The organism is Azospirillum sp. BE72 (assembly GCF_031455875.1).
In the GTDB taxonomy this organism is placed as follows: Bacteria; Pseudomonadota; Alphaproteobacteria; order Azospirillales; family Azospirillaceae; genus Azospirillum.
Genome location: NZ_JAVDTO010000008.1, coordinates 41,225 through 65,759, shown reverse-complemented (window position 1 = coordinate 65,759; position 24,535 = coordinate 41,225). Strand labels below are relative to the sequence as shown.

Sequence of the window (24,535 nt, the reverse complement as noted above, 5' to 3'; positions counted from 1 at the left end):
CTGAGACGACCCCCCGGTCCGGCAGCCCGGCGTCCCGGTTGGCGTTCTCCTCTACCGTCGATGCCAAATTCTGACGCCGACGGTCAACTCACTCTTTAGCATTCTCTTGCGGTTGCGCACCACCATCGTCGTCCCAGTTGCGAAGTTGGGAGCCACGCTCCCGCTGGCGTTGACGTTCGCCGGCAACCGTCACGGTCGATGGAAACAAAGACCCGGTCTGGATGAACATTTTCCTGTGAAGGAAATGGATGGACGATGAGCGGTTGCTTGGATGGACGGCTTGCATGGCGATGTCTCCTCTGCGCTATACATGAGTGTAAAGCGTATCTACTGGAACTCCCTAAGCCGTTGAGCGACGCATAGCTTGCCGCGGGCTCATCCTGGTGAGTGGCTTCACTTTTCCGTCGACTGAAGGACCCGATCCAGTTCATCCGGGTCGATGAGCGCAGTCTGCGACATCGCCATTCCCCTGTTGGTCCCGCCATCGGACCTCGGCAGATGGAGCCAGGTCGCAGTGCGCCGATACACGGGGAAGGAGAGCGAGTCGACCAACTCCTCGTCGGTCTCCACGACATAGCTTCCTGCCGGTTGGACTCCGTCGACGCCGTTCAAGGCAAAGGGATGCGTGAACGTCACGGTCCTGCTGGTCGTGCGGGTGAATGCCGAGGTCATCGAAGGGTACTCCCATGCGTGTCCGGTGGATGGCTTTAGGCTCTGCAAGGCTTGCGGCTTGAAGCGGTGGCTATACGCCGAAGCCGGCGAACAGCAATCCCGCAAGAAAGCCGATCGACATGCCAAGTGTCAGATAAGCCGTGTTCTTCCATTTCGGTGCGGACAAAGCCCAGGCTGTACGCTCCGACTCCGCCCATTCCGGTAACGTCATGTGTCTGATCGCCATGGCCATCTTCCTCCAAAACTTTAATATTGAATATGGTGATGAGATATTTTATTGCAATGAAGAGCTTGAAATAATCATAATCCTGTCAACTAGGTGCGCACTGATGGCCAATTTCCCTCGCTGCAGCATGATTTTATGATTGTTTCTGAATTTAACCGCGGACTGCTGTCTGGCCGCAGCCGCGCGGCGTGCGATGCACGGCTCAGGACGTCATGGAACGGACCGCCTCGACCGACTGCCAGATGGTGAAGGCCCCGACCAGGATCACGGCGGCAGCTGCCGTCAAGGACAAGGCCAGCAACACCCCATCCTCTTCGAGATAGGCCAGGGCGATCAGCATGATCGTCACGGCCGGAACGACGTTGCTCAGTGGAATCGGCACGAAGAAGACGCTTGTCAATGCGAGAACGACCAGCCCGACCACGCGCGTCGTCGCTTCGAACGGGGTCTTCCAGCGCGGGTGTATGACCGTCTCCATGCGCCTCAACACCGGCACGGCACGATCGACCAGACGGACAAGGCGCCGTGTCGGGAAGCGCCGGGAAGCGATGATCCGGGGAAAGGCCGGACTCTCGCGCGCCAGGATCATCTGGATCGCGGGAATCGTCAGCAGCAGGCCGACGACCGGCGACGTTCCCGGAGCCAGCCCGATCAGCGCCAGCAGCAGCAGAACGATGCCGAAGGAGCGCTTGTGGAGTTTGTCCAGCAGCCAGCCGAACGTCACGCAGTCGGCCGGCGCCTCGGCCAGCAAGCCACGCAGAACCTCGGATGTCGGGATATGCCGGTTCATGACCGGGCCCATGGCGGCATCGCTCCTCACCTTTCCGGCGGGCGGCACCGGTCCGGTCATGCCGGGATCGACACCGTGACGGTCGTGCCTTTGTCGGACCTGACGGTCACGCCGCCATCGATCTGCTCGGCCAGCAACTCCATCAAGGTCAGGCCGAGCGAACCGACCCTCCGTTCGCCGGACATGCCGACGCCGTCGTCAACGATGGTCATGCACAGCAGAGTGCGCGAGGTGTGGCGGAACGAGACGGCGATGCGGCCGGAGCGTCCATCCGGGAAGGCGTATTTCAGCGAGTTGATCATCGCTTCGTTGGCGATCAGGGCGAGCGGGATGGCCTGGTCCGGCTTCAGGAAGGCCTCGTCGGCATCGACGTCCAGCGCGATGTTCAACCTGGGTTCGGTCCCGAAGGACGCCAGCAGGTCGCGGCACAGCATTCCCAGATAGCCGCCGAATTCGATCTCCTGCAGCCCCTGCGCCCGGTAGAGCTTCTCGTGGATCTCGGCCATGCGGTCCAGCCGCTCCACGGCGCTGTGCAGCGCCTCCTGCACCGTCGGCCCCTGGCTATGGGCAACGCTCAGCTGGATGCGCAGGAAGGACGAGGCCATCTGCAGGGTGTTCTTGACGCGGTGGTTCACCTCCCGCATCAGGTCGTCCTTGTCGCGCATAAGCAAGTCCTTGTCGTGAAGCGTGTTGCGCAGCACCCGCTCCACTTCGATGCGGCGCTCGACTTCATCGGCGAGCTTGCGGTTGAGCTCGTCCAGCCGTTCGGTGCGCAAGGAGACGCGGCGGTCGAGTTCCTCGTTGAGTTTCCGCAATTCGTTTTCCGCCGCCTTGCGTTCGGTGATGTCGACAAAGGACCCGAAGTGGTAGCGGATGCGGCCCTCCTCGAAGACGGGAGCGACATGCTGGAGCACCCAAAGCTCCTTTCCATCTTTCCGGTAGAGCTGCACCTGGCGCACGATGGCCTCCCCGGCGCGCAAGGCCAGATCGATGGCGCGCGCCACCTCCGGGTCGGTGTCTGAGCCGGACAGGAGATGATAGCTCCTGCCCAGCACCTCCTCCCGCGCGTAGCCGCTGAGTTTGATGAACGCGGCATTGACGAAGACGATCGGCACATCCGGCAGGGTCGGATCGGCGATCAGCATCGGCATCAGAGTCGATTCCGCAGCGACCACGAAGGGGCCGCCACGCGCCTCCTCCTCCCTGACCATCTTCTCTGCGTCCTTCTGATCGCGGGAATTACCGGGCATGCAACGCTCCCTGGTCCAACCGTTTCTGCTTAAGGGATATAGCTGCACGGCGCAGCCTTCCCAGGTGAAGAGGTGCGGAGCCCATTCCATGGCCCAATCCCTCGGAGCGACAAATATATTACTGGATGCCCCTGCGGTCTTTCCTGGGCTTCCTGCATACATACAATCTCATCTCAAAAATAATCAAAAGAACACCCTCTTTCTATTCTGCGATTTATCGCATGAACTTTCAAATTTTATTTCCTGCGGCGTTGAATTTCTGCGCTGCAGCATAATATAAGCCTTAGTCAATCAGGTCGAGCACAGCGCTCCCGGACACCAAACCCAAACAGATATGGAATTGATATGGACGACGGCACGCACACCGCCCCCACCACCCGCCCGACCATTCGCAGCGCAAGCGACGAAACCCCGGCGGGCAAACATGCGCCAAAGGGCGCCACCATCCGTAGCGCCAGTGAAGAGCACGCGCTGAAAGCCGGCCGTGGCTTCGGTCAGCAGCCGAGGCCCTGGCCGCCGAAGCTGCCCGGCACCTCGGGCAACCAGGGCTTCCCGGAAACCGTCCAGGCCGCCGGCCAGAGGTTCGAACGCGCACTGAACCAGGGCCTCGATGACGGCGGCGGCCGGGCGATGGCGCTCGGCGGCGCCCTGATGGCGGGTTATGGAACGGCCATTTCGGAAGCCGTCTCCTTCATGAACAAGGCCGTGGAGCGTCAGAACGAGATGATGGGCAGCATGCTCCAGGCTCGTGGTCCGCAGGACATCGTGACGGCGGGGAACCGCTACCTGCTCGGCGGGTGGCTTGCCTTCTTCGAGGTCAATGTCCGCGTCGCCCAGGCCGCATCCCGTCTGACCCAGGACGCCAAGCACAGCCCTGACGCCTGACGCCGCCCCCGGGAACCCCAGCCCCCCAGGAACCGCAGCCCAGGAATCGCAGGAGGATCTCCGTTGACCAGTTCGGAAAACGAACCGCAGACGCTTCTCACCGTCGAAGAGCAGGTGAGCGTCGCCAAGCGCCGGCAGGTCACCGGGACCGTCCGCGCCCGCACCCTCAGCCACGAGCGGGAACAGCCGGTCGAGGCCGACCTGTCGGTGGAGACGCTGGAGGTCGAACGGGTGCCCGTCGGACGCTTCGTCGATGGGCCGATCCCCGACCGCCAGGACGGCGACACCACCGTCATCTCGGTGATCGAAGAGGTGGCGATCGTGGAGGTCCGCCTGAAACTGGTGGAAGAGGTCCGGATCACCCGCCGCACCGAAAGCCGCAAGATGACCGGCGAGGTCACGCTGCGCCGTCAGGAAGTCGTGGTCGACCAGGACCCGGCGCCGGACGACCCCGCGGCCTGACCGGTCCAGACCGCACTAAAAAATCCCAATTACTCGAAATCCCACTGGAGAACACCATGAGCACGATCGTCGTTGGACTTTACAAGGAAACCGGTTCCGCCAAGAAGGCCTTTCAGGCCCTGATCGCGGCGGGCTGCCAGGAAACGGACATCGAAACCTTCGGCGGCGCCGACAGCGCCGACAAGGCCGCCCAGGGACTGCTGGGGCACGGCTTCGAGAAGGAGCTGGCCGAACAGTATGGCGCTGCCGTCCGCCAGGGCCACACCCTGGTCGCGGCCGACATCGCCGACGATGACGCCGACGCTGCCGAGGCGATCCTCGACGAGAACGGCGCCATCGACCTGCCCGAGGCTTCCGCAGGGCAGAAGGCCCGCAACAAGAAGGCGGGCAATGGCGGCACCGTCGAGCAGGAGACCCTCCAGTCGGTGAAGGAGGAGGTCGAGATCGGCAAGCGCCGGGTCGCCAAGGGTGGGATGAAGCTAACCTCGGAGGTCACCGAGACGCCGGTCCGGGACACCGTCACGCTGCGTGACGAGACGGTGGATGTGGAGCACCGCAAGGTTGACCGCGCCCTGAGCCCCGACGAGGAGAAGGCCGCCTTCGGCGAAAAGACCGTCGAACTGACGGCGACCACCGAAACGCCGGAGATCACCAAGGAGGCCCGCGTCGTCGAGGAGGTCGTGCTGTCCAAGACCGCTTCCGAACGGGAACAGGCCGTGGAGGCAACCGCCCGCCGCACCGACGTCAAGGTGGAGCCCGTCGGCGGCAAGTCCGGCAACAAGCGCTGACCCTAAGCGCGCATACCATGATGGGGCGGCGATCCGGCCGCCTCCCGCTGCAGCCGACTTAAGCTGTGGCGGAATGAATGGCTAAGGCGGTGGAGACTTCACGAAGTTTTCAGCGCCCTTTTTTTAAAATACACAACGAATAGATACACGAAATCGATCGGTGAAAAGCCATCGAGTGCCATCGCTTTTGCATAGTGTCCATTGCAAACTGTCTTGTGGATCACCAATTGGAGTCTGCTGAAGCCACCCCAGGCTTGCTCATTTTTGCTGTGGGCCGCAAATCCTGGGCCCTTCCTGGTGTGACTCGATCCGGACGGCATGGCCGCTGCCAATGCCGACACAACCGGCCCACATCGGAGACCGCCCATGGATGCCCGCACAAGGCTTGCCTTCTTCATTTTGCAAACCCGCGTCGGCTGGATCGTCCGTGTGGACGGGTTCGTCTATCCGCCCTGCGCCAGTCAGGCCGATGCGCTCGCCAAAGCCATTCGTGAAGCGCGGGCGGCGGAACGGCTCGGGTTCGCCAGCGTCGTGCTGGCGCAATCGGCGGCAGGGGAGCGCTGCCATGTCCGCTGGTGCTGTGCGGCTATCGGCGGAGCGGCCGGCGGAGCGTCACAGGCGATTGCCGGCTCACCGCATCCGGCGGTTCCGGGCATGGCGGATCTCCTGAAGTCCACATCCGCGTCGGCCACATCTCCACCGCCCACATCCACACTGGAGGAACGCCCATGACCGCCCTGTTCCACTCCATCGAAGGGCGATGTGCCCATGGCGCCGACGTGCTGCGTGAACAGCTGCGTTGGACGAATGCCGAGCGCCGTTGGCATCCGGCGTTCCACGGCGCGCCATCTGACCTTCTTCCCCCCGCTTTTTCGCCGCCGGGACAAGCCAGCCTGATGCGAGGGGCCATGCTGACCCGTCTCACCATGGCCTGCGCCGCGGCCGGCGCAACCGCCCGCAAGGATCTGTGACCTCATGAGCCTCTCAGCCCATTACATCGTGTCGTGCCGGACGGACGGCTGGTTCATCGGGTTGGAGGGGGAGCGTTACGGCCCCTTCCCCAACGGACAGGTCGGCGCCCTGATTGCCGCGGTACAGGCCGCCAACCATGCCGGAAAGGACGGCCATGACGCCCGCGTTCTGATGCGTACGGCGAAAGGCGTCACCGCCACCGTCTGGGTCTTCGGCACCGACAGCTACCCGTCGCCCTGGGTGGAGGATTTGCATCGGATTGCCCTGCTGCCAAGCCGGGAACGCGCCCGCGCACCGGTCCCGCCGCCGCCCTTCAGGGGCCTGGACGCCACGGCTCCGAACCCATGACTCCGAACGCCGCCGTGGACTGCCAAGCCTAGCCTCGGACTCAGTCCCTCGATCGTGTAGAATTTACGCTCTGGAATTCGGAAATATCTTCGGAAATATCAATGAGATTGCAGGGGCGTGTATATGAAATTCCGCAGCGTTTGTTTTAATGTTCCCATCCACTCGTCGATCTGTCGTAAGCTTTCAAGCATCTGAATTGATGAATATCCGCGTACCGGCCTAACAACCTCCCACGCAGATGCCCTCCCACCATGAATATTCGGTGGGGCAGAACAGTGGCTGTTGGCTAAGACCAACGTGGGCGGGGTTCGTGGTATGGGGCAGGAGGCGGTCAAGATGTCAGCGGATGACGGCAGGGATCGGCATTGCCAGTGCATTCCGCCCATGGTTCGGGCAGAGGGGGCCCGGACAGAGGGGGCTCGGACGGAACGGCAGGACACGCGGTCCGGCCCCTTGGCGATCGTCGGAATCGGCGCTTCGGCCGGAGGCCTCAAGGCCATCACCGCCCTGCTCAGCGCCGTGCCGGCGGCCAGTCGCCTCGCCTTCGTGGTGATCCAGCATCGAATTCCGAACAATGAAAGGCTGCTGTCCGACCTCCTGGCAAAGGTGACGCCGCTGTCGGTCCAGACGGCCCATGACGGCATTCTGCTGGAGGCCGATCACATCTACATCGCTCCGGCGGGCCGGGTGCCGACCATGGAGGCCGGCCAGCTGCGCATTCGCGAACCGCAGCTGTCGACCGACGCGACCCTGCCCATCGACATCTTCTTCCGCACGCTGGCGACCGACCAGCAGGAGAAGGCGATCTGCGTCGTGCTGTCCGGCACCGGGGCGGACGGCTCCAACGGTCTGCGCTCGATCAAGGAATACGGCGGGCTGGTGGTCGTGCAGGACCCGACAACCGCCGAATTTGACGGCATGCCGGGCAGTGCCATCGCCACCGGCATGGCCGACTACATCCTGGCGCCGGACCGTATGCCCGGCGCCATCGTCGATTTCGTTCACCAGCCCTATCTCGGCCCGGTGGCGGCACAGCAGTTGGACGCACCGAACGGCGCACTGAGCGCCATCCTCGACCTGCTGAACGCCCAGACCAAGCGTGACCACCGGGCATACAAGCCGCGATCGCTGACCCGCCGCATCGAACGGCGCATGGGGATTCACCACATCGCCGACATGCCGGAATATCGATCCTTTCTGGGCACGCACCCGGCAGAGATCGAGCTGCTGTCCCGCGACATTCTGATCAGCGTGACCCGCTTTTTCCGCGACGATCCGGCCTTCGAGGTCCTGGCCGGCGATTTCATCGCCCCGCTGGTGCGGAACCGGCCGGCGGGGAAGCCGATCCGCGTCTGGGTCCCGGCCTGCGCCACCGGGGAAGAGGCATATTCCATCGCCATCCTGCTGATGGAAGCCTGCGCGCAGAGCGGGTCATCCCCCGACTTCCGGGTGTTCGCCACAGACGTGGACAGCCGGGCGCTGACCATCGCCCGCACCGGCCTCTATCCGGAAACCATCGCCGTCGACGTGTCGGTCGAACGGCTCGACCGCTATTTCACCAGGGCCGAGGGCGGCTACAAGGTGGCCAAGCCGTTGCGCGACGCGGTGTCCTTCGCCCAGCACGACCTGCTCAGCGACCCGCCCTTTTCGAAGATCGATCTGATCAGCTGCCGCAACATGCTGATCTACATCGAGCCGGACGTGCAGAAGGCCATTTTCGCACTGTTCCATTTCGCTCTGGTCGAGAATGGCGGCCTGCTCCTCGGCACCGCGGAATCCGTCGACGCGCGCTCCGACCTGTTCGCGCCATTATCGAAGAAATGGCGCCTTTACCGGAGAATCGGCACGACACGCGGTACCGCGATGACGGTGCCGCCGACGGGCGGGCGGTCTGCGATCACGGTGCCGGCACCGCCCACCTCCTTGCGTGGAACCAGCCCGGCCGACATCATCCGGCAGGCCCTGTTGCTCGAATACGCGCCGGCGGCGGTTCTGATCGACGGGCTGCATCGCGTCCAATACCTGTTCGGCCCGACCGGCGAGTTCCTCGACCTGCCGACGGGGGAGCCGCCCTGGGATCTGACGGCGATGACGCGCGGGGAGTTGCGCCTGCAACTGCGCCGCGCCGTCGCCCAGGCGCTCGCCTCGCACGACCGTGTCCAGATTTCCGGGATCAGGCACAAACGCCAGGGCGTCGTGGTATCGGTGACCATTCTGGTGATCCCGGTGCGCTTCCCCCGTGCCGGCAGCGATCTGCTCCTGGTCACCTTCACGGCAGGCGACACGGCGCCAAGCATGCCGGCCGGCGAGGCCGCGCCGCCGCCGGCCGATATGGACGGCGTCGAACAGCTCGAAAGCGAGCTGCGCATGACCCGCGAGGAGTTGAACGACACGATCGAAGAACTCAGCGCGACCAGCGAGGCGTTGCGGGTCGCCAACGAGGAGATCCTGTCGATCGGGGAGGAGTACCAGTCGACCACGGAGGAACTGGAGACCTCCAAGGAAGAACTGCAATCCCTCAACGAGGAACTCTGCACGCTGAACGCCCAGCTCCATGAGAAGGTCGACGAGCTGGAGGCGACCACCAACGACCTCGGCAATCTGCTGAGCAGCACCGACATCGCCACGATCTTCCTGTCGTCGGACCTGCGGATCAAGCGTTTCACTCCGACGGCGACCCGGCTGTTCGCTCTGCTGCCGCAGGATACCGGACGCCCGATCACCGACATCACCCGCCATTTCTCCGACCCATACCTGCTGGCCGACATCCGGTCGGTGTTGTCGTCCATGACGCCTTCGGAACGGGAGGTGTCGATGGACGGCGACACCACCTACCTGCGCCGCATCCAGCCCTACCGCACGCAGCACGCACGGGTGGAGGGGGTCGTCATCACCTTCAGCGACGTGACGCCGCTGAAGCGCACCAGTCTGGCCATGGCCCTGCGCGCCCGCCAGTACAAGCTGATCGCCGATCTCGGGCGCAAGGACCCCGTCGGAGCGGAGGGGCCGGAGACGCTGGCGGAAGCGGCCCACCTCATCGCCGAGGGGCTAGACGTGGACGGCGTCGCCATCCTCGGCCCCGGCGAGGATCCCTCCGGCCGCCGCACCGGGGACGCCGAGGATCTGATCCTGCTCGGCAGTGTCGGCTTCTCCCTTCCGCAGGATTCCGCGGTCAGGATCCCCAGCGACATGGCGACGCTGGTCGGACGGGTGTTCCGGTCCCGGCAGCCGCTGATCGTCGAGGATTTCGCCACCGACCGGCGCGTCCGTTCCGCCGTGGCGCTGCCCGGCTGCCGGACTGCCAGCGGTCTGGCAGTCCCCTTCGGCAGCGAGGCGCGGGGACCATCCGTCCTTGCGGTGCTCAGCCACACGGCCGGGCGGTTCAGCGACGCCGACCGGGAATTCGTCCAGGCCATCGCCAGCGTGCTGGGCCTGGTCATCGAACGGGCCGGGGTGCTGCGCGCGGCGCGGGCGGAGCGCGATTTCGCCCAGGCCATCGTCGATACGGTTCGCGAACCGCTTCTGGTGCTGGACGAGACGTTGCGGGTGGTCGGCGCCAGTGCGGCCTTCCACCAATCCTTCGCCACCACGCCGGATGGCGTGCTCGGTGCCGATCTGGCGGAGATGGCCGGCGGTCAGCTGGCCGATTCCGCACTTCACCGGGCGCTGGAACGGATCATACCCGACGGCACGGTCATCGAGGCGCTGGAGTTGACCGTTGGTCGAGAGCCGGACGGTCAGGAGTCCGGCGGCCAAGACACCGATGACCGGCATTTCGCCCGACGCCGCACCCTGCTGCTGAATGCCCGCCGCTTGAACAAGGCGGGCGGGCTGATCTTGCTGGCCCTGGAGGACGTCACCGAGCAGGTGCGTGTCCGCGAAGCCCTCGCCGCCGCCAAGGCGGCTGCCGAACAGGCAAGCGCCAGCAAGACCCGCTTTCTCGCCGCCGCCAGCCACGATCTGCGTCAGCCGGTCCAGGCATTGATCATGTTCCATCATCTGGTGGCGATGCAGCATCAAGGCGAGGCGGCGGGCAAGCTGCTGGTCAACATGGGCAACGCGCTGGGCGCCATGACCGCCATGCTGGACGACATCCTGGATGTGTCGCGCCTTGACGCCGGCATCATCGAGGTGATGTTCCGGTCGTGTCCGGCCCAGACGACGATCGCCTCGCTGTGTGCCGAGTTTGCGCCGCTGGCCGAGGCTGCCGAACTGTCGTTGCACAACGTTCGGACCGGCCTGACGGTGCGGAGCGACCCCAAGCTGCTGGAGCGCATCCTACGGAACTTCATCGCCAACGCGATCAAATACACCGACCAGGGGCGCATCCTGGTGGGGTGCCGCCGCGCCGGCCCGAACCTGCGCATGCAGGTCTGGGACACCGGGCGCGGCATTCCGCCGAACCAGCTGGCCTCGATCTTCGAGGAGTTCCATCAGGTCGACAACCCGGAACGCGACCGGCGGCAGGGCCTGGGGCTGGGGCTTGCCATCGTGGAACGCCTCGCCACGCTGCTTCAGCACCCGATCCGGGTCCATTCGACACCCGGGCGGGGATCGATGTTCGAGATCCTGGTGCCGTTGGCCAGTCCGGACGATCCCCTTCCCAAGGACGAGGAGACGGCGATTCCCGATGGCGGCAACGGCGAGCGGGTGGTGGTGATCGACGACGACCCGGCCGTTCTCGACGGGGTTACCGCCTTCCTCAAAGAGTTGGGATATGATGCGGTGGCGGCATCCGACGGCGGCACCGCGGTGGAGCGACTGGGGGGGCGGGCGCCAGACCTGGTCATCGCCGATTTCCGGCTCAAGGGAACGGAAACCGGATCGGATGCGATCAGGCGGCTGGAGCGGCATTTCGACACCCGGCTGCCCGGAATCCTCCTGACGGGCGACACCTCGCCCGCGCGCATCCGGGAGGCGAGCGCCAGCGGCTTCCTGCTGCTGCACAAGCCGCTCAGCCCTGACCCTCTGCTGACCGCCATGCGACGCGCTCTGACGGACCGGCCCTTGGAGCCGGGAACCGCCTGACTTATGAAGCGGATTTATGAAGCGCCCGCGGCGAGCCGGCAACGACCGGACGGACCGATCAGGCGACCACCTCGTCCGTCCAGATCTGGAATCCCGTCAGCGTGTTGGGGCCGAAGGTGTGGGTAAGCGGCACGTCGGCCGCGTCGCGTCCCTGCGCGATCAGGATTCGTCCGATCCGGGGGGCGTTGTTCCGTGGGTCGAAGACATGCCAGCGGCCACCGAGATACACCTCCATCCAGGCCGCGAAATCCATCGGCGCATAGGGCGGCGGCTGGCCGATGTCGCTGATGTAGCCGGTGCAATAGCGCGCGGGAATGTTCATGGCGCGGCAAAAGGCGATGGCGAGATGAGCGTAGTCACGGCAGACTCCGCGCTTCTCGGCATAGGTCTGGGCCGCGGTCCGCGTCGGGCGCGAATGTTCGTAGCCGAAGGTCACATGGTCGTGGACGAAATCGCAGATCGCCTGGACCCGCGCCCAGCCCGGCGCGGTGCCCGAGAACAGCCGCCACGCCTCGTCCGACAGGACGTCCGTCTCGCAATAGCGGCTGCCCAGCAGGAACAGCAGGGTGTCGGCCGGCAGTTCGTCCACACGGTGCTGCACGGCGCCGGGCTCGACCGGGTCGGGGATCCCGCTGTCCCGGATGATGCTGTCGGCGCTGATGGTGACAGGCCCGGCGGGCGCGACCAGCCGGCTGCACCAGTTGCCGAAGCTGTCGCGGTAGCCCTGGATCGGTGCCGGTACGCTGGTGACGATGTGGTCGGGCTGCTCCAGGTCCCCGACGCGCGAGTAATGCACGTTCAGCATCACGATCATCGGCGTGGGAGCGGGAAAGTTGAAGGTCAGCTGGTAACCCAGTCGGATGCGCATGATGACTTTCCTTTGAAAAAGCGTGGTGGTGCCGGCCGGCGGTTCAAAGGGAAACGGGGAGCGGACTTCCTCGATCAATGTTCAGCCGTCTCCTGGCGGGACAGGAGGGCTCTGACATGGCCGGCCAAAGCGGAAAGACTGTAGGGCTTGTGCAAGACGACCAGCCGTCCCGGCACCTCCTGTGGGAGATATTCGGTGTAGCCGGTCATGACGATGATCGGCAGATCGGCACGCCGCCGCTGGATCGCTCGAATCAGAGCCCCGCCGCCCATGACGGGCATCCGCATATCAGTCAACAGAAGGGCGGCGGGGTCCTTCTCGTCGACCTCCAGCGCCTCAACCCCGTTATGAGCGAGCGTGACCCGGAAGCCTTCGGCTTCTAGAATCTCTATCAATACCATTGCCGCAAGATTTTCATCCTCGGCGATGAGGAGATGATGTGGAATGATCATTCTTCAATAGCAACACATCTGGGACGATATAGATAGCCATCGACGTCGGCGCTCCCTTCTCCATATAGAGTCTCGAATGGTTATTTTGCTCTGAGAGCGCTTGTTCTCAACGGCGATTGGAGTGCTTCGGCGCGATCAGCATGAAGGGCCGGTTCAAGCGTTCCCGACGGCGTGGCGCTTCTACAGCGCCGGCAATCCGGCCGCCCCGTCGATGCTGGATGGCGAGGCCGCCGCGCTTCACCCGTTCGCCGTCTCATGACCGGAGGGACGTTGGCCGGAGGCGAAGCGGGCGAGCGTCCCGGCGTCGAGGCGCCGGTCGTGAAGCGCGCTGGCCACCAGCACGGCATCGGTTCCGTGCGCGGTCAGCGCGTCCAGATCCGCCGCGTCGCGCACGCCGCCGGCTCCCCACACCCGGACCCCCGGGCGTCGGGCCGCCAGCGTGGCGATGCGGTCCAGGTCCGGCCCCTCGCCCGAACCGACCCGGTCCAGCGTCATGGCGATCACCCGTTTGGGCCAGCGGGCGGGCTCCTCATGCAGCGCCACCGGCCCTAGCGGTTCCCCCCGCCGGACATCCAGCGACAGCGCGACCCGGTTGTCTCCGGCGAGCGCCAGCGCCGCTTCCAGAGTCGCGCCGTCCGCCTGGCTTTCGCTGCCGATCACCAGATTGCGGATCCCGGCACCGAGCCAGCGGCGGCAATCGTCCGGCGTCGCCAGACCGGCATCGACCCAGAACGCCACCTCCGGCCAGCGGGCCTGCAGCGCCGCAACGGTGGAGCGATGGTCGCCATGTCCGCGGATCGCGTCGAGGTCCGCGACATAGCAGGCGCGGAAGGGATGCAGCGCCAGCAGCGCGGCCACGATATCCTGGGGTGCCGATCCTGCGGTCAGCGCGCTTTCGATGGGGCGGTAGCGGTCGCGCTCCCCCCGCTTGGCATGAACCACCTGCTCGCCCAGCAGGTCGATGACGGGAACGATGTCCATGGAGAACAGCCTTCGTCGGGTTCTGGTCTGCGAGTATGTCACCGGCGGCGCGCTGTGCAACGGGCCGCTTCCGACGGATCTGATGGCAGATGCACAGGCGATGGTCGCGGCGCTGGTCGGCGATTTGATCGCTCTGGATGGAATACACGTCACGCTGTGCTGGGATAGTCGCCTTGCTCCACCCTCATTCCCGGCCGACCAGGGCGCCCTGTTCCCGGTTGCACCGGGCGACGACGCGGAGGTGCGCTGGCGCGCGGCGGCCGCCCTGTGCGACGTGGTCTGGCCGATCGCGCCGGAAAGCGACGGGCTGTCGGGTCACGTCGCCGCTCTGTTCCGCGGCACCGGCCGGCCGGTGGTCGCCTGCGCGCCCGACGCCATCGCTCTCGCGTCGTCGAAGACGGCGACGGCGGCACGGTTGGCCGCCCACGGCATCGCGGCCATTCCCACCGTTCCCTTCGGCGCCCCGGCGCCGCCCGCCGCCCGTCATGTGGTGAAGCCGGACGACGGCGCCGGCTGCCTCGATACCTTCGTCGTCGACGACATCGCCGCCTGGACGCCGCCGCATGCCGGTCGCTGGATCGTCCAGCCGCTGGTCGATGGCGAGGCGTGCAGCCTTTCCATGCTGGTCGACGCTGCAGGCGGGGTGCGGCTGCTCGGCTGCAACCGCCAGAAGGTGGAGCGTGGGGATGGAAGCTTTTCCTTCCATGGCGTGGAGGTCGGGGCGATGGAGCACCGGCGTGCCGACTGGGAGCCGCTGGCCCACGCCATCGCCGCCGCGATCCCGGGGCTGCGCGGCTATGTCGCCGTCGACCTCATCGACCGCCCCGACGGTCCGGTGGTGGTGGAGGTGAACCCGCGCCTGTCCGTCGGCTATGTCGGGCTGTCGCGGGTGCTGGGCTGGAATCCGGCTGGCAGTATCCTGGCTCTGTTCCATACGACATCGGCCGACGGGGGGCGGGAGGACGCGGATGTCTGACATCCGTGGATCGCCCCCCCGGATCGACAGCGATCGGCTGTGACATCGGGCGGCCCCCCAGGCGGCGCGCCATCTCCGCCACCGGCACCGGCACCGGCGTCGCGACAGCCAAAGCTGCTTCACTTCATCGACGGGAAAGAGAACTGGGCGCCTTCACGAACGCCGCCGGTCGGCCAGCGCTGGGTGATGGTCTTGCGGCGGGTGTAGAAGCGCACGCCGTCCGGACCATAGGCCGAAAGATCGCCGAACAGCGACCGCTTCCAACCGCCGAAGCTGTGGTAGGCGACCGGCACCGGCAGCGGCACGTTGATGCCGACCATGCCGACCTTGATCATGTCGCTGAAATAGCGGGCGGCCTCGCCGTCGCGGGTGAACAGGCAGGTGCCGTTTCCGTACTCGTGGGCGTCGATCAGGTCCATTCCCTCCTGCATCGACTTGACCCGGACGAGGCAGAGGACCGGACCGAAGATCTCCTCGCGGTAGATGGTCATGTCCGGGGTGACGCGGTCGAACAGGCAGCCGCCCAGGAAGTTGCCGTTCTCATGCCCCGGCACCACCAGCCCGCGGCCGTCCACCACCAGCTCCGCCCCTTCGGCGACGCCCTGGTCGACATAGGCCTTCACCTTCTCGCAATGCGCGCGGGTGACCAGCGGCCCCATCTCGCAGCCGGCCGAGGTGCCGGCGCCGACCTTCAAGTCGCGCAGCGCCACCGACAGCTTGTCCTTCAGCCGGTCGGCCACCTCGTCGCCCACCGCCACCACGACGGAGATCGCCATGCAGCGCTCGCCGCAAGAACCGTAGGCGGCGCCCATCAGCGCGCTGACCGCGTTGTCCAAATCGGCGTCGGGCATGACGATGGCGTGGTTCTTGGCCCCGCCCAGAGCCTGCACCCGCTTGCCGTTGGCGCTGGCCGTCGAATAGACATACTCAGCGATCGGGGTGGAACCCACGAAGCTGACGCCCTGCACCCGCGGATCGGTCAGCAGCGTGTCCACCGCCTCCTTGTCGCCGTTGACGACGTTCAGCACGCCCGGCGGCAGGCCGGCCTGCTCGGCCAGCTGGGCGATGAACAGGGCGGAGCTTGGGTCGCGCTCCGACGGCTTCAGGACGAAGGTGTTCCCGCAGGCGATGGCGATGGGGTACATCCACAGCGGAACCATCGCCGGGAAATTGAACGGCGTGATGCCGGCGACGACGCCCAGCGGCTGGAACTCCGACCAGCTGTCGATGGCCGGCCCGACATTCTTGGAAAACTCGCCCTTCAGCAACTCCGGCACGCCGCAGGAATATTCGACATTCTCGATGCCGCGGGTCAACTCGCCAAAGGCGTCGTCCAGGACCTTGCCGTGCTCCGCCGTGATCAGCGCGCAGATTCGGTCGGCATTCTCCTCCAGCAACTGCTTGAAGCGGAACATGACGCGGGCGCGCTTGGCCGGCGGGGTGGCGCGCCAGGCCGGAAACGCGGCCTCGGCGGCGGCGATGGCCTCTTCCACCGTGGCACGGGAGGCCAGGGCCACCTGACCTGCCACGTCACCGGTGGCGGGATTGACGATGTCGGCGGTGCGGGTGCCGGCGGGCGCGTCGGTCTTGCCGCCGATCAGGTGGGCAACGATGGTCATGGTCGGGCTTTCCTGGGGGGTTCGTCTTTGCGAAGTTAGACCCCCACCTATCCTCCCCCGCTGGGCGGGGGAGGGAACTCCGCCGCAACGCGTAAGCCCCTCCCTTGCGAAGCGGGGGAGGGAAGGGGCCCGCGGCGTCAGCCGCGGGAAGGGTGGGGGCAATGCGCGGCCGGCGCTCTTGGGCCGGCGCCCTTACGCCGTCGCCCTTACGCCGTGGCCTGGATGGCGTCGGCGACGACGTCGAACAGGCGGTCGAGGTCGGCGGGTTCGCTGTGGAAATGCGGGCCGAACTGCAGCGTGTCGCCGCCGAAGCGCACGTAATAGCCGGCCTTCCAGCACTTCTCGCCGATCTCGTAGGGCCGGCGGGCCGGCTCGCCCGGAAGCGGCGCGATGGTGACGGCGCCGGTCAGGCCGTAATTGCGGATGTCGGCGACGTTCTTAAGCCCCTTCAGCCCGTGGATCAGGTTTTCGAAGTGCGGCGCCAGCGCCGCGGCCTTTTCCCACAGCTTCTCCCGCTCGAAGATGTCGAGCGCGGCGAGGCCGGCGGCGCAGGCGACCGGATGGGCGGAATAGGTGTAGCCGTGCGGGAACTCCACCATGTATTCCGGCCCGCCATTGTCCATGAAGGCCTGGTAGATGTCGCGCTTCGCCACGACGGCCCCCATCGGGACGGCGCCGTTGGTCAGGCCCTTGGCGACGTTCATGATGTCGGGCACCACGCCGAAGGCGTCGGCGCCGAAGGGGGCGCCCATGCGGCCGAAGCCGGTGATGACCTCGTCGAAGATCAGCAGGATGGAATGCTTGTCGCAGATTTCCCGCAGCCGCTGCAGGTAGCCCTTCGGCGGCGGCAGCACGCCGGCCGAGCCGGCCAGCGGCTCGACGATCACCGCGGCGATGTTGGAGGCGTCATGCAGCGCCACCAGTTCCTCCAGCGCGTCGGCCAGGAAGGCGCCCTCGTCCGGCATGCCCTTCACGAACAGGTTCTGCGGCAGCAGGGTGTGGGGCAGGTGGTCGGCGTCGACGCCGGTGCCGAACAGCTTGCGGTTGCCGCCGATGCCGCCCAGGCTGGTGCCGCCGAAGTTGACGCCGTGATAGCCTTTGGACCGGCCGATCAGCTTGGTCTTGCTCGGCTGGCCCTTCATCCGCCAATAGGCCCGCGCCATCTTCAGCGAGGTGTCGGCGGCTTCCGAGCCCGAACCGACGAAGAAGACATGGTCGAGGCCGGCCGGGGTCATCGACGCCAACTTGTGCGCCAGCTTGAAGGCGGCCGGGTGGCCGTGCTGGAAGGCCGGGCTGTAATCCAGCTCCGCGATCTGGCGGGCCACCGCTTCGGAAATCTCGCGGCGGCAATGGCCGGCGCCGCTGCACCACAGGCCGGACAGGCTGTCATAGATCTTGCGGCCTTCGGCGTCCCAGTACCAGGTCCCCTCCGCCTTCACGATCATGCGCGGGTTGTTCTTGAACTGACGGTTGCCGCTGAACGGCATCCAATAGGCGTCGAGTTCCTCGCGCGTTAGTCCGGCAGCCTTGCCGAGGGACTGGGCATGATCGTTGTCCAGGGGGGCCATCCGCTGTTCTCCCGCTTCTGTTAAGGGCCGTTTCTGTTAGAGGCCGCTTCTGTTAAGGGCCGCATCTGTCAGGGGCGCTGTCAGCGACAAGTGTGCGCGCTTCCCGGTTGCGATTAAATTCAAACTATAAGAACTTCACATAACCCAGCGCTTAACTATCTTGCCCCAAGACATGGTCCCAGCATGAGCAAGCCCACCCGGTCCCTGGCCCCGATCGGCGATGCCGATATCCGGCTGCTGCGTGTTTTCCGGACGGTGGTGGAGTGCGGTGGTTTTTCCGCTGCCGAGGTGGAGCTGAACATCAGCCGGGCGGCGATCAGCCAGCACATGGCGGATCTTGAACGGCGGCTCGGCCTGACGCTGTGCCGGCGCGGGCGGGCGGGTTTCCGGCTGACCGACGAAGGGCATCTGGCCTATGAGGCGAGCTTGCGCCTGCTGGCCAGCACCGAGAGCTTCCGCAGCGAGATCAACACCGTTCATGGCCGCCTGCGCGGCGAATTGAACATCGGCATCACCGACAATCTCGTCACCATGCCGCAGATGCGGGTGACCCACGCCCTGCGCAGCCTGAAGCAACTGGCGCCGGAGGTTCGCGTCAACATCCGCATGATCCCACCCAATGAGATCGAGCGCGGCGTGCTCGACGGGCAGTTGCACGTCGGCGTCGTACCGGTCCGCCGTGGTTTGCCGGGACTGGCCGGTCTTCCGCTTTACCAGGAGGAATCCCTGCTCTACTGCGGCGACGGTCATCCGCTGTTCGACCGTCCCGACGCAACGGTGATGCGGGAGGAGGTCGAGGCCGCCGACGCCGTGGCGCCGACCCAGGCGCAGCTTCCCCATGAGCTGAACAACACCGCGACGGCGACCGACCGCGAAGGGGTGGCCTTCCTGATCCTCACCGGATGCTATGTCGGCTTTCTGCCCACCCATTACGCGCGGCGATGGGTCGAGCGCGGCATGATGCGGGCGTTGCTGCCCGACACCTACCATCATGCCCTGAAGTTTCAGGTGGTGACGAAGAAGGGGGCCCAGCCGAATCTGGTGCTGGAGCGTTTCCTGGAGGTCCTGCGCGGAACCGGAAACGAGGAAAGCGCGGCCGAGGCCTGACGAGCGGCCATCGCGGCGCCCGATTGTCCACCATGCGGGAAAGCCGGCTGGCGGAAGCGACGGGTGCGGCGACCGTCGTCCAGACTGGGTCCGGCAAGCCAAGGAGACGAACATGGCATCGCCGTCATCAGCCACCATCTTCCAAAACCCCGAGACCGGCCAGACGGAAGCGGTGTCCAACAGGTCCGGTGTCTGGGCGTTCCTGTGCGGCCCGTTCTATTTCGCGTCCAAGGGCGAGTGGATGCACAGCGCGATCCACGCGGTTCTGACCGTCGTCGCCCTGCTGCTTTGGCCCAGCGGGGCCCTCATGCTGGTGGGGCTCTGGTTCGGCTACGCCTGCGCGACGCCGACCATTCTGGAAGCGCGCTACAAGCGGCTGGGCTGGCAGCGGGTCTCGGCCTGAAGGACAATGGGGGGACGGACGGTATCGCCGTTGATCGCCCGGTGGCTCCCCACGGCGGTCACCCCCTACCTTCCGAGTGATCGCGCAGCCAACCTTCGAACACCGCCGCCGTCATCGGGCGCGCGATATGGTAGCCCTGGACTTCGTCGCATCCCAGTTCGGACAGCATGCCCAAAGCGGCGTGGTTCTCCACCCCTTCGGCAACGACCCGATAGCCCAGCTGATGGATCAGGGAGATCATCGCGCTTACCAGCGTACAGCTGCGGTCCTGATCGCCGAGTCCCTGGATGAAGGAGCGATCGATCTTCACCACGTCCGTCGGTATTTTTTCAAGGTAGGACAGGCTGCTGTACCCGGTGCCGAAATCGTCGATGGCGATCCCGAAGCCTGTCGATCTCAGATCTTCCATCCGTTGCAAAGCGTTTTCGCCATTGCGGAGAATGGCGCTTTCGGTCAGTTCCAGTTCGATGCGATCCGGTTGAACGTGACACTGCTTGGCCAAACCGGCCAGACGGGCGGGAAAATCCTGTTGGTCCAGGTTCGATGCCGAGATGTTGATGGAAAGCGTCAGATCGATGCCCGCGGCTTGCCACGCCGCCAGCTGTGACAGCGCGGTGCGGGCGACCCAGTCGGTCATGCCGTCGGCGAGAGCGGTCTGCTCAATGATAGGGACGAATTCCCCAGGCGGGATTGCGCCGAGAACGGGATGGGACCAGCGCAGCAGCGCCTCCGCACCGACGCATCTGCCGGTCGGGATGTCCACGCGCGGCTGAAAGACGAGCGTCAGCTGGTCGGCCGCGGCGAGCGCCTGGGGAAAATCGGCCAGCAGTTGAAAGCGGCGACGGTGAGCGTCGTCGAGCGACGCGGAATAGATGCCGACCCCTCTGTCCGCCTCGCGGGCATCCTGCAGAGCGCTGTAGGCCATGCGCAGGACATGTTGTGGGGTGGCCGCGCCCAGTTGGAACGGAGCCACGCCGATGGCCGCGCGGATGACCACAGGCGTTTCCTGCGCGCCGCTCACTTTGCCCAACTCGGTCGGTATCCTGGCGGCGGCGGCCATCATTTCCTGTTCGCCCATGACAGGCGGCAGATAGCCGAGGTGGGTCGTGCCGATCTGATAGATCCTTGTGTCAGGACCGACCACGCGCCGCAGACGCCGGGTGGCCGCCCGCACGAGGTCATCGGTGAAGGCCGGGCCGATGGCGCGGAGCGTGGCGGTGTGCTGGGCGACGTCGATCAGATCGACCAGGATGGCATGCCGCTGCTCCCCCGGATGATCCCGTGCGAGATCCTCGATGTCTTCGATGAACTGCGTGCGGTTCGGCAGACCGCTGACCGGATCGATCCGTCCCAGGGCATGCTGCAGTTCGATCTGCGCCATGACCATCGCTGCAAGATCCTTGAGCGCCGCCGTTTCCTGACTGGTGATCGCGCGCGGCTCCGTACCGAGCACGCACATCGCACCGAGCGTGTGTCCTTCGCGGGTGATCAGAGGAGCGCCCGCGTAGAACCGGATGCCGGACCGGGCCAGAAGGCTGTCCCGATAGCAATCGTCCTTGTCGAAGTCGTGAATGACCACAAGGTCGCAGCTTTCCGCGACCTGTCCGCACGGCGCCTTTTCACGCGGGATCTGCCAGTGGTCGACGCCGACACGTGACTTGAACCACTGCCGGTCCCTGTCGGTCAGCGAGACGGCGGCAATCGGCAGGCCGAACAGCTGGCTTGCCATGCGGGTGATGCGATCGAAGCTCTCACTTGGCGCCGTATCCAGCAGGTTCAGTTCGCGTAGCGCGTCCAGCCGGGCTTCTTCCTGACTCATGACTGCGCACCTTGCTCCGACATGGATTTATGCAAAGAATGCAACTTCAGATTTATTCCAGAAGATCCATAAATGTTCTGCTCGCCACGAGCCAAAGGACTTTGGAGCTGGGTGAATGTAGCGGCATTCATTTCTAGGGTCCGCACTGATGTAGCCTGGGTGGAGATGAGAGTCGTCTGATTGATACGCAAACGGACCGCGATCTTTCTTCAGTCACGCTGGGTTATTTTCCCTAAAGATGTATTAAACAAACCCTATAATTTTATGGATAGATTTTAACGGCTGAGTTGTGGAAATGGGAAAGGTCGAGCTTCCCGGAATCCAGGCCGCGGATGCCCCGGCGCCAGCCGCAAACCGTCAGCATGCAAAATAGTCCGTTACCACCATTGTAAGCGTTGACCGGAACGGCAGCGCGGGCGTACTTTTAACCAGCCGGTTAAAACACCGCGGCCGCTCCTTCGGCCGCCCGAGCCCGCCGGCCGGAGAAGACGCATGGAACGTCGCTCACGCTCGGGCGCAGCACTGCGCCTGCTCAATTCCGACTGGGTCCGCCCCATCCTGCTGATGGTCATCCTGCTGGTTCTGTGGGATCTGTCGGTCCGGCTGTTCGGCGTGCCCGCCTATCTGGTGCCCAAGCCCGGCGACGTCGTGCTGGCGATGATCGACGAATGGCCGCGGCTGCTGTCCGAATCCGTCCCGACCTTCACGGCGACGCTGGGCGGCTTCGCGCTGTCGGTTCTGTTCGGCATTCCCATCGCGATGCTGATCGCCGGATCGCGCACGGTGGAGGCCTATGTCTACCCGCTGCTGGTCTTCTCGCAGTCGATCCCCAAGGTCGCCATCGCGCCGCTGTTCGTAGTGTGGTTCGGCTTCGGCCTGATGCCGAAGGTGATCGCCGCCTTCCTGCTGGGCTTCTTCCCCGTCGTCGTATCGGCGGTGCAGGGCTTCAAGTCGGTGGATGGCGAGATGATGGACCTCGCCCGCTCGATGAAGGCATCGCGGCTGCAGACCTTCCGGATGGTCAGCCTGCCGCATGCGCTGCCGGCGATCTTCGCAGGCTTGAAGGTCTCCATCACCCTGGCGGTGGTGGGGGCGGTGGTCGGCGAATTCGTCGGTTCCAACTCCGGCATCGGCTTCGTCCTGCAACGCTCCATCGGCAATTTCGAACTGCCCTTGATGTTCGCGGCGCTGACCGTGCTGGCATTGATGGGCGTGGTGCTGTTCTGGGTCATCGATGTGCTGGAACGCTTCGCCATCCCCTGGCACGCCAGCCAGCGCGACAAGTTCAGCCCCACCGTCTGACGCGAAACCAAAAAACTCCATTCACCGACAAGAACCCCGACGCCGCACAGCGCCGGCCGACGGGGCGATCCACCACCCATGGGAGGACACCGGTCGTGATGAAGAAAACCATCGTCGCGGCGCTCTGCGCCTTTGCCGCCTCCACCTTGCCGGCGCAGGCCGCCGACAAGGTGACGCTGATGCTGAACTGGTACGTCTACGGCGAACACGCGCCCTTCTACTACGGCAAGGACAAGGGCCTGTACGAGGCCGAAGGGATCGACCTGGAAATCCAGGAGGGCCGCGGGTCGGCGGTGACGACGCAGCTGGTCGCCAGCAAAGGCGTCACCTTCGGCTATGTCGACGTGCCGACCATGATCAAGGCGGCGATGAAGGGCGCGCCGGTGACCTCGCCGGGCGTGCTGTTGCAGACCAGCCCGATGTCGGCGATGGGCTTCACCGACAAGAACATCCGCAAGCCCGAGGACATCAAGAACCGGATCGTCGCCATGACGCCGGGCGACAGCATGTCCCAGATCTGGCCATTGTTCCTGAAGAAGACCGGCCTTAAGGAGCGTGACTTCGAAGTTGTGTCCGGCGACGCGCAGACCAAGCTGAACGCCGTCATCAACGGACAGGCCGATCTGCTGCTGGGCTACGTCATGGACCAGAGCATGAAGATCAAGGACGCCACCGGCAAGTCGGTGACGCCGATCCGCTTCGCCGATTACGGCGTCAACATGGTCTCGTCGGGCATCATCGCCAACACCGACACGCTGAAGGACAACCCCGACCTCGTCCGCCGCTTCATGGCCGCCACCACCAAGGCGGTGGAGGAGGCGGAAAAGGCGCCGAAGGAGGCTGCGGCGGCCATCCTGAAGGCCAACCCGAAGGGCGGCAAGCCGGACACACTGCAGGAAGGCTTCGAGCTGACCATTCCGCTCTACCGCACCAAGGAAACGCAGGGGATGCGGCCCTTCCAGGTCACCGACGCCAACATGAAGGAGACGGTCGACATGCTGGTCGAATATGGCGGGCTGGACGCCTCGGCCAAGGAGAACCCCAAGCGCTTCTACACCCGCGACTTCCTGCCGGCCGACCCCGCGGCGAAGGCGATGAACGCCGCCGCCAAGTGACCGACCCGTGGCGACCGACCGGCCCCCCGCAAGGCACGACGAGGAGAGCATGGCACAGCCTCAGTTGAAACTGGTGGGCGAAGCGGAAACGCAGCGCCTATCCGGCGCGCCGCTGATCCGCATCGACGGCGTGACCAAGACCTACCGCAGCCGCGACGGCGAGGTGCCGTCGCTCCGCCCCATCACCTTCGACGTGCGGCCGGGCGAGTTCCTGGTGGTGGTCGGCCCGTCCGGCTGCGGCAAGTCCACCCTGCTGAAGATGCTGGCGGGGCTGCTGCCGGTCACCAGCGGCACCATCAGCATCGAAGGAGACACGGTGACGGAGCCGCACGACGACACCGGCATCGTCTTCCAGAGCCCGACCCTGTTGGCCTGGCGGTCGGTGCTGCGTAACATCATGCTGCCGGTGGAAATCCGCCGCCTGCCGCGGGAGCGCTATCTGGAGCGTGCGCACAAGCTGATCGGGATGACCGGGCTGACGGGGTTCGAGAACAAATACCCCTGGCAGCTGTCGGGCGGCATGCAGCAGCGCGCCGCCCTGTGCCGGGCGCTGGTGCACGACCCGAAGATCCTGCTGATGGACGAGCCGTTCGGCGCGCTCGACGCCATGACCAGGGAGCGGATGAACGTCGAGCTGCAGCGCATCCAGTTCGAGACCGGCAAGACGGTGATCCTGATCACCCACTCCATCCCCGAAGCGGTGTTCCTGGCCGACCGGGTGATGGTGATGTCGGAACGCCCCGGCACCATCGCCGCCACCTACGAGGTCCCGCTGCCGCGCCCGCGGACGCTGGACGTCATGGGCGACCCCGTCTTCATCCAGCTGACCCAGACCATTCGCAAGCATTTCGCGGCGCAGGGGCATCTGGATTAGGGAGCCACGTTAGACCCCCACCCTGACCCT

24 protein-coding genes are annotated in these 24,535 nt (G+C 65.4%); 13 read left to right on the top strand and 11 right to left on the bottom strand.

The features are described 5' to 3' along the window. Positions 1 to 88: 88 nt before the first annotated feature. The 5 genes from J2Y49_RS19690 to J2Y49_RS19670 form a co-directional block, all read right to left on the bottom strand. Entirely contained in the window at positions 89 to 286 is a 198-nt protein-coding gene (locus tag J2Y49_RS19690; protein ID WP_310116590.1) for a hypothetical protein, read from the bottom strand. Positions 287 to 393: 107 nt separating this feature from the next. Beyond that, the gene (locus tag J2Y49_RS19685; RefSeq protein WP_310116588.1) at positions 394 to 672 is read right to left on the bottom strand and encodes a hypothetical protein; all 279 of its coding nucleotides are present in this window, start codon (positions 670 to 672) and stop codon (positions 394 to 396) included. Between the two features lie 70 nt (positions 673 to 742). Beyond that, positions 743 to 898, bottom strand: a complete 156-nt coding sequence (locus J2Y49_RS19680; protein ID WP_310116587.1) for a hypothetical protein — start codon at positions 896 to 898, stop codon at positions 743 to 745. 202 nt (positions 899 to 1,100) lie between these two features. Beyond that, positions 1,101 to 1,700, bottom strand: coding sequence for an exopolysaccharide biosynthesis protein (locus J2Y49_RS19675; RefSeq protein WP_310116586.1), 600 nt, complete (start codon positions 1,698 to 1,700; stop codon positions 1,101 to 1,103). A 44-nt stretch (positions 1,701 to 1,744) separates the two neighbouring features. Next, complete coding sequence (locus tag J2Y49_RS19670) at positions 1,745 to 2,938, bottom strand: histidine kinase dimerization/phosphoacceptor domain -containing protein (RefSeq protein ID WP_310116585.1); 1,194 nt, start codon at positions 2,936 to 2,938, stop codon at positions 1,745 to 1,747. Between the two features lie 345 nt (positions 2,939 to 3,283). Between J2Y49_RS19670 and J2Y49_RS19665 the strand changes: the two genes are divergently transcribed. The 7 genes from J2Y49_RS19665 (at position 3,284) to J2Y49_RS19635 (ending at position 11,421) form a co-directional block, all read left to right on the top strand. Beyond that, the gene (locus J2Y49_RS19665) at positions 3,284 to 3,823 is read left to right on the top strand and encodes a hypothetical protein (RefSeq protein WP_310116584.1); all 540 of its coding nucleotides are present in this window, start codon (positions 3,284 to 3,286) and stop codon (positions 3,821 to 3,823) included. 63 nt (positions 3,824 to 3,886) lie between these two features. Next, positions 3,887 to 4,285, top strand: coding sequence for a YsnF/AvaK domain-containing protein (locus tag J2Y49_RS19660; RefSeq protein ID WP_310116583.1), 399 nt, complete (start codon positions 3,887 to 3,889; stop codon positions 4,283 to 4,285). 56 nt (positions 4,286 to 4,341) lie between these two features. Then, positions 4,342 to 5,073 (top strand): YsnF/AvaK domain-containing protein, encoded by a 732-nt coding sequence (locus tag J2Y49_RS19655; RefSeq protein ID WP_310116582.1) that lies wholly within the window; start codon positions 4,342 to 4,344, stop codon positions 5,071 to 5,073. 366 nt (positions 5,074 to 5,439) lie between these two features. Beyond that, positions 5,440 to 5,805 carry a hypothetical protein gene (locus J2Y49_RS19650; protein ID WP_310116581.1) on the top strand — a complete coding sequence of 122 codons (366 nt, stop codon included), beginning with the start codon at positions 5,440 to 5,442 and terminating at the stop codon, positions 5,803 to 5,805. Beyond that, positions 5,802 to 6,044 (top strand): hypothetical protein, encoded by a 243-nt coding sequence (locus J2Y49_RS19645; protein ID WP_310116580.1) that lies wholly within the window; start codon positions 5,802 to 5,804, stop codon positions 6,042 to 6,044. The genes J2Y49_RS19650 and J2Y49_RS19645 overlap by 4 nt, the downstream gene beginning before the upstream one ends. Positions 6,045 to 6,048: 4 nt before the next feature. Then, positions 6,049 to 6,393, top strand: coding sequence for a hypothetical protein (locus tag J2Y49_RS19640; RefSeq protein ID WP_310116578.1), 345 nt, complete (start codon positions 6,049 to 6,051; stop codon positions 6,391 to 6,393). A gap of 453 nt (positions 6,394 to 6,846) precedes the next feature. Next, positions 6,847 to 11,421, top strand: coding sequence for a chemotaxis protein CheB (locus J2Y49_RS19635; protein ID WP_310116577.1), 4,575 nt, complete (start codon positions 6,847 to 6,849; stop codon positions 11,419 to 11,421). A 58-nt stretch (positions 11,422 to 11,479) separates the two neighbouring features. Here the strand turns inward: J2Y49_RS19635 and J2Y49_RS19630 are convergent, their stop codons facing one another. The 3 genes from J2Y49_RS19630 to J2Y49_RS19620 all read right to left on the bottom strand — a co-directional run bounded on the left by J2Y49_RS19630 (position 11,480) and on the right by J2Y49_RS19620 (position 13,722). After that, a complete protein-coding gene (locus J2Y49_RS19630; RefSeq protein WP_310116576.1) occupies positions 11,480 to 12,289 on the bottom strand; it encodes a transglutaminase family protein in 810 nt (269 codons plus the stop codon). A gap of 74 nt (positions 12,290 to 12,363) precedes the next feature. After that, entirely contained in the window at positions 12,364 to 12,741 is a 378-nt protein-coding gene (locus J2Y49_RS19625) for a response regulator (protein ID WP_310116575.1), read from the bottom strand. Positions 12,742 to 12,978: 237 nt separating this feature from the next. Beyond that, positions 12,979 to 13,722 carry a HisA/HisF-related TIM barrel protein gene (locus J2Y49_RS19620; RefSeq protein WP_310116573.1) on the bottom strand — a complete coding sequence of 248 codons (744 nt, stop codon included), beginning with the start codon at positions 13,720 to 13,722 and terminating at the stop codon, positions 12,979 to 12,981. Here J2Y49_RS19620 and J2Y49_RS19615 point away from each other — a divergent pair. Continuing rightward, positions 13,721 to 14,698, top strand: a complete 978-nt coding sequence (locus tag J2Y49_RS19615) for an ATP-grasp domain-containing protein (RefSeq protein WP_310116572.1) — start codon at positions 13,721 to 13,723, stop codon at positions 14,696 to 14,698. The genes J2Y49_RS19620 and J2Y49_RS19615 overlap by 2 nt on opposite strands. 119 nt (positions 14,699 to 14,817) lie before the next feature. On the opposite strand, the gene J2Y49_RS19610 is transcribed toward J2Y49_RS19615, so the two are convergent. After that, a complete protein-coding gene (locus J2Y49_RS19610) occupies positions 14,818 to 16,317 on the bottom strand; it encodes a CoA-acylating methylmalonate-semialdehyde dehydrogenase (protein ID WP_310116571.1) in 1,500 nt (499 codons plus the stop codon). 206 nt (positions 16,318 to 16,523) lie between these two features. Continuing rightward, the gene (locus J2Y49_RS19605; protein WP_310116569.1) at positions 16,524 to 17,885 is read right to left on the bottom strand and encodes an aspartate aminotransferase family protein; all 1,362 of its coding nucleotides are present in this window, start codon (positions 17,883 to 17,885) and stop codon (positions 16,524 to 16,526) included. Between the two features lie 183 nt (positions 17,886 to 18,068). Here J2Y49_RS19605 and J2Y49_RS19600 point away from each other — a divergent pair, with 183 nt between their 5' ends. Next, on the top strand, positions 18,069 to 18,992 hold the full coding sequence (locus tag J2Y49_RS19600; RefSeq protein ID WP_310116568.1) for a LysR family transcriptional regulator: 924 nt from the start codon (positions 18,069 to 18,071) through the stop codon (positions 18,990 to 18,992). A gap of 112 nt (positions 18,993 to 19,104) precedes the next feature. Further along, a complete protein-coding gene (locus tag J2Y49_RS19595) occupies positions 19,105 to 19,395 on the top strand; it encodes a DUF2628 domain-containing protein (protein WP_310116567.1) in 291 nt (96 codons plus the stop codon). 58 nt (positions 19,396 to 19,453) lie between these two features. Here J2Y49_RS19595 and J2Y49_RS19590 read toward each other — a convergent pair whose 3' ends face one another. Next, entirely contained in the window at positions 19,454 to 21,214 is a 1,761-nt protein-coding gene (locus tag J2Y49_RS19590; protein WP_310116566.1) for a GGDEF and EAL domain-containing protein, read from the bottom strand. 492 nt (positions 21,215 to 21,706) lie between these two features. Here J2Y49_RS19590 and J2Y49_RS19585 point away from each other — a divergent pair, with 492 nt between their 5' ends. The 3 genes from J2Y49_RS19585 (at position 21,707) to J2Y49_RS19575 (ending at position 24,505) form a co-directional block, all read left to right on the top strand. After that, on the top strand, positions 21,707 to 22,516 hold the full coding sequence (locus tag J2Y49_RS19585) for an ABC transporter permease (RefSeq protein WP_310116565.1): 810 nt from the start codon (positions 21,707 to 21,709) through the stop codon (positions 22,514 to 22,516). A gap of 98 nt (positions 22,517 to 22,614) precedes the next feature. Then, positions 22,615 to 23,631 carry an ABC transporter substrate-binding protein gene (locus tag J2Y49_RS19580; RefSeq protein ID WP_310116563.1) on the top strand — a complete coding sequence of 339 codons (1,017 nt, stop codon included), beginning with the start codon at positions 22,615 to 22,617 and terminating at the stop codon, positions 23,629 to 23,631. 49 nt (positions 23,632 to 23,680) lie between these two features. Then, the gene (locus tag J2Y49_RS19575; protein ID WP_310116562.1) at positions 23,681 to 24,505 is read left to right on the top strand and encodes an ABC transporter ATP-binding protein; all 825 of its coding nucleotides are present in this window, start codon (positions 23,681 to 23,683) and stop codon (positions 24,503 to 24,505) included. Positions 24,506 to 24,535 lie beyond the last annotated feature (30 nt).

Excerpts from the sequence above, each read along its gene's own strand:
- J2Y49_RS19630 (WP_310116576.1), bottom strand. The coding sequence starts at position 12,289 with ATGCGCATCCGACTGGGTTACCAGCTGACCTTCAACTTTCCCGCTCCC.
- J2Y49_RS19670 (WP_310116585.1), bottom strand. The coding sequence starts at position 2,938 with ATGCCCGGTAATTCCCGCGATCAGAAGGACGCAGAGAAGATGGTCAGG.
- J2Y49_RS19580 (WP_310116563.1), top strand. The coding sequence starts at position 22,615 with ATGAAGAAAACCATCGTCGCGGCGCTCTGCGCCTTTGCCGCCTCCACC.
- J2Y49_RS19620 (WP_310116573.1), bottom strand. The coding sequence starts at position 13,722 with ATGGACATCGTTCCCGTCATCGACCTGCTGGGCGAGCAGGTGGTTCAT.
- J2Y49_RS19595 (WP_310116567.1), top strand. The coding sequence starts at position 19,105 with ATGGCATCGCCGTCATCAGCCACCATCTTCCAAAACCCCGAGACCGGC.
- J2Y49_RS19600 (WP_310116568.1), top strand. The coding sequence starts at position 18,069 with ATGAGCAAGCCCACCCGGTCCCTGGCCCCGATCGGCGATGCCGATATC.
- J2Y49_RS19610 (WP_310116571.1), bottom strand. The coding sequence starts at position 16,317 with ATGACCATCGTTGCCCACCTGATCGGCGGCAAGACCGACGCGCCCGCC.
- J2Y49_RS19585 (WP_310116565.1), top strand. The coding sequence starts at position 21,707 with ATGGAACGTCGCTCACGCTCGGGCGCAGCACTGCGCCTGCTCAATTCC.
- J2Y49_RS19650 (WP_310116581.1), top strand. The coding sequence starts at position 5,440 with ATGGATGCCCGCACAAGGCTTGCCTTCTTCATTTTGCAAACCCGCGTC.
- J2Y49_RS19680 (WP_310116587.1), bottom strand. The coding sequence starts at position 898 with ATGGCGATCAGACACATGACGTTACCGGAATGGGCGGAGTCGGAGCGT.
- J2Y49_RS19640 (WP_310116578.1), top strand. The coding sequence starts at position 6,049 with ATGAGCCTCTCAGCCCATTACATCGTGTCGTGCCGGACGGACGGCTGG.
- J2Y49_RS19665 (WP_310116584.1), top strand. The coding sequence starts at position 3,284 with ATGGACGACGGCACGCACACCGCCCCCACCACCCGCCCGACCATTCGC.
- J2Y49_RS19615 (WP_310116572.1), top strand. The coding sequence starts at position 13,721 with ATGGAGAACAGCCTTCGTCGGGTTCTGGTCTGCGAGTATGTCACCGGC.
- J2Y49_RS19590 (WP_310116566.1), bottom strand. The coding sequence starts at position 21,214 with ATGAGTCAGGAAGAAGCCCGGCTGGACGCGCTACGCGAACTGAACCTG.
- J2Y49_RS19625 (WP_310116575.1), bottom strand. The coding sequence starts at position 12,741 with ATGATCATTCCACATCATCTCCTCATCGCCGAGGATGAAAATCTTGCG.
- J2Y49_RS19675 (WP_310116586.1), bottom strand. The coding sequence starts at position 1,700 with ATGGGCCCGGTCATGAACCGGCATATCCCGACATCCGAGGTTCTGCGT.
- J2Y49_RS19645 (WP_310116580.1), top strand. The coding sequence starts at position 5,802 with ATGACCGCCCTGTTCCACTCCATCGAAGGGCGATGTGCCCATGGCGCC.
- J2Y49_RS19575 (WP_310116562.1), top strand. The coding sequence starts at position 23,681 with ATGGCACAGCCTCAGTTGAAACTGGTGGGCGAAGCGGAAACGCAGCGC.
- J2Y49_RS19605 (WP_310116569.1), bottom strand. The coding sequence starts at position 17,885 with ATGGCCCCCCTGGACAACGATCATGCCCAGTCCCTCGGCAAGGCTGCC.
- J2Y49_RS19690 (WP_310116590.1), bottom strand. The coding sequence starts at position 286 with ATGCAAGCCGTCCATCCAAGCAACCGCTCATCGTCCATCCATTTCCTT.
- J2Y49_RS19685 (WP_310116588.1), bottom strand. The coding sequence starts at position 672 with ATGACCTCGGCATTCACCCGCACGACCAGCAGGACCGTGACGTTCACG.
- J2Y49_RS19655 (WP_310116582.1), top strand. The coding sequence starts at position 4,342 with ATGAGCACGATCGTCGTTGGACTTTACAAGGAAACCGGTTCCGCCAAG.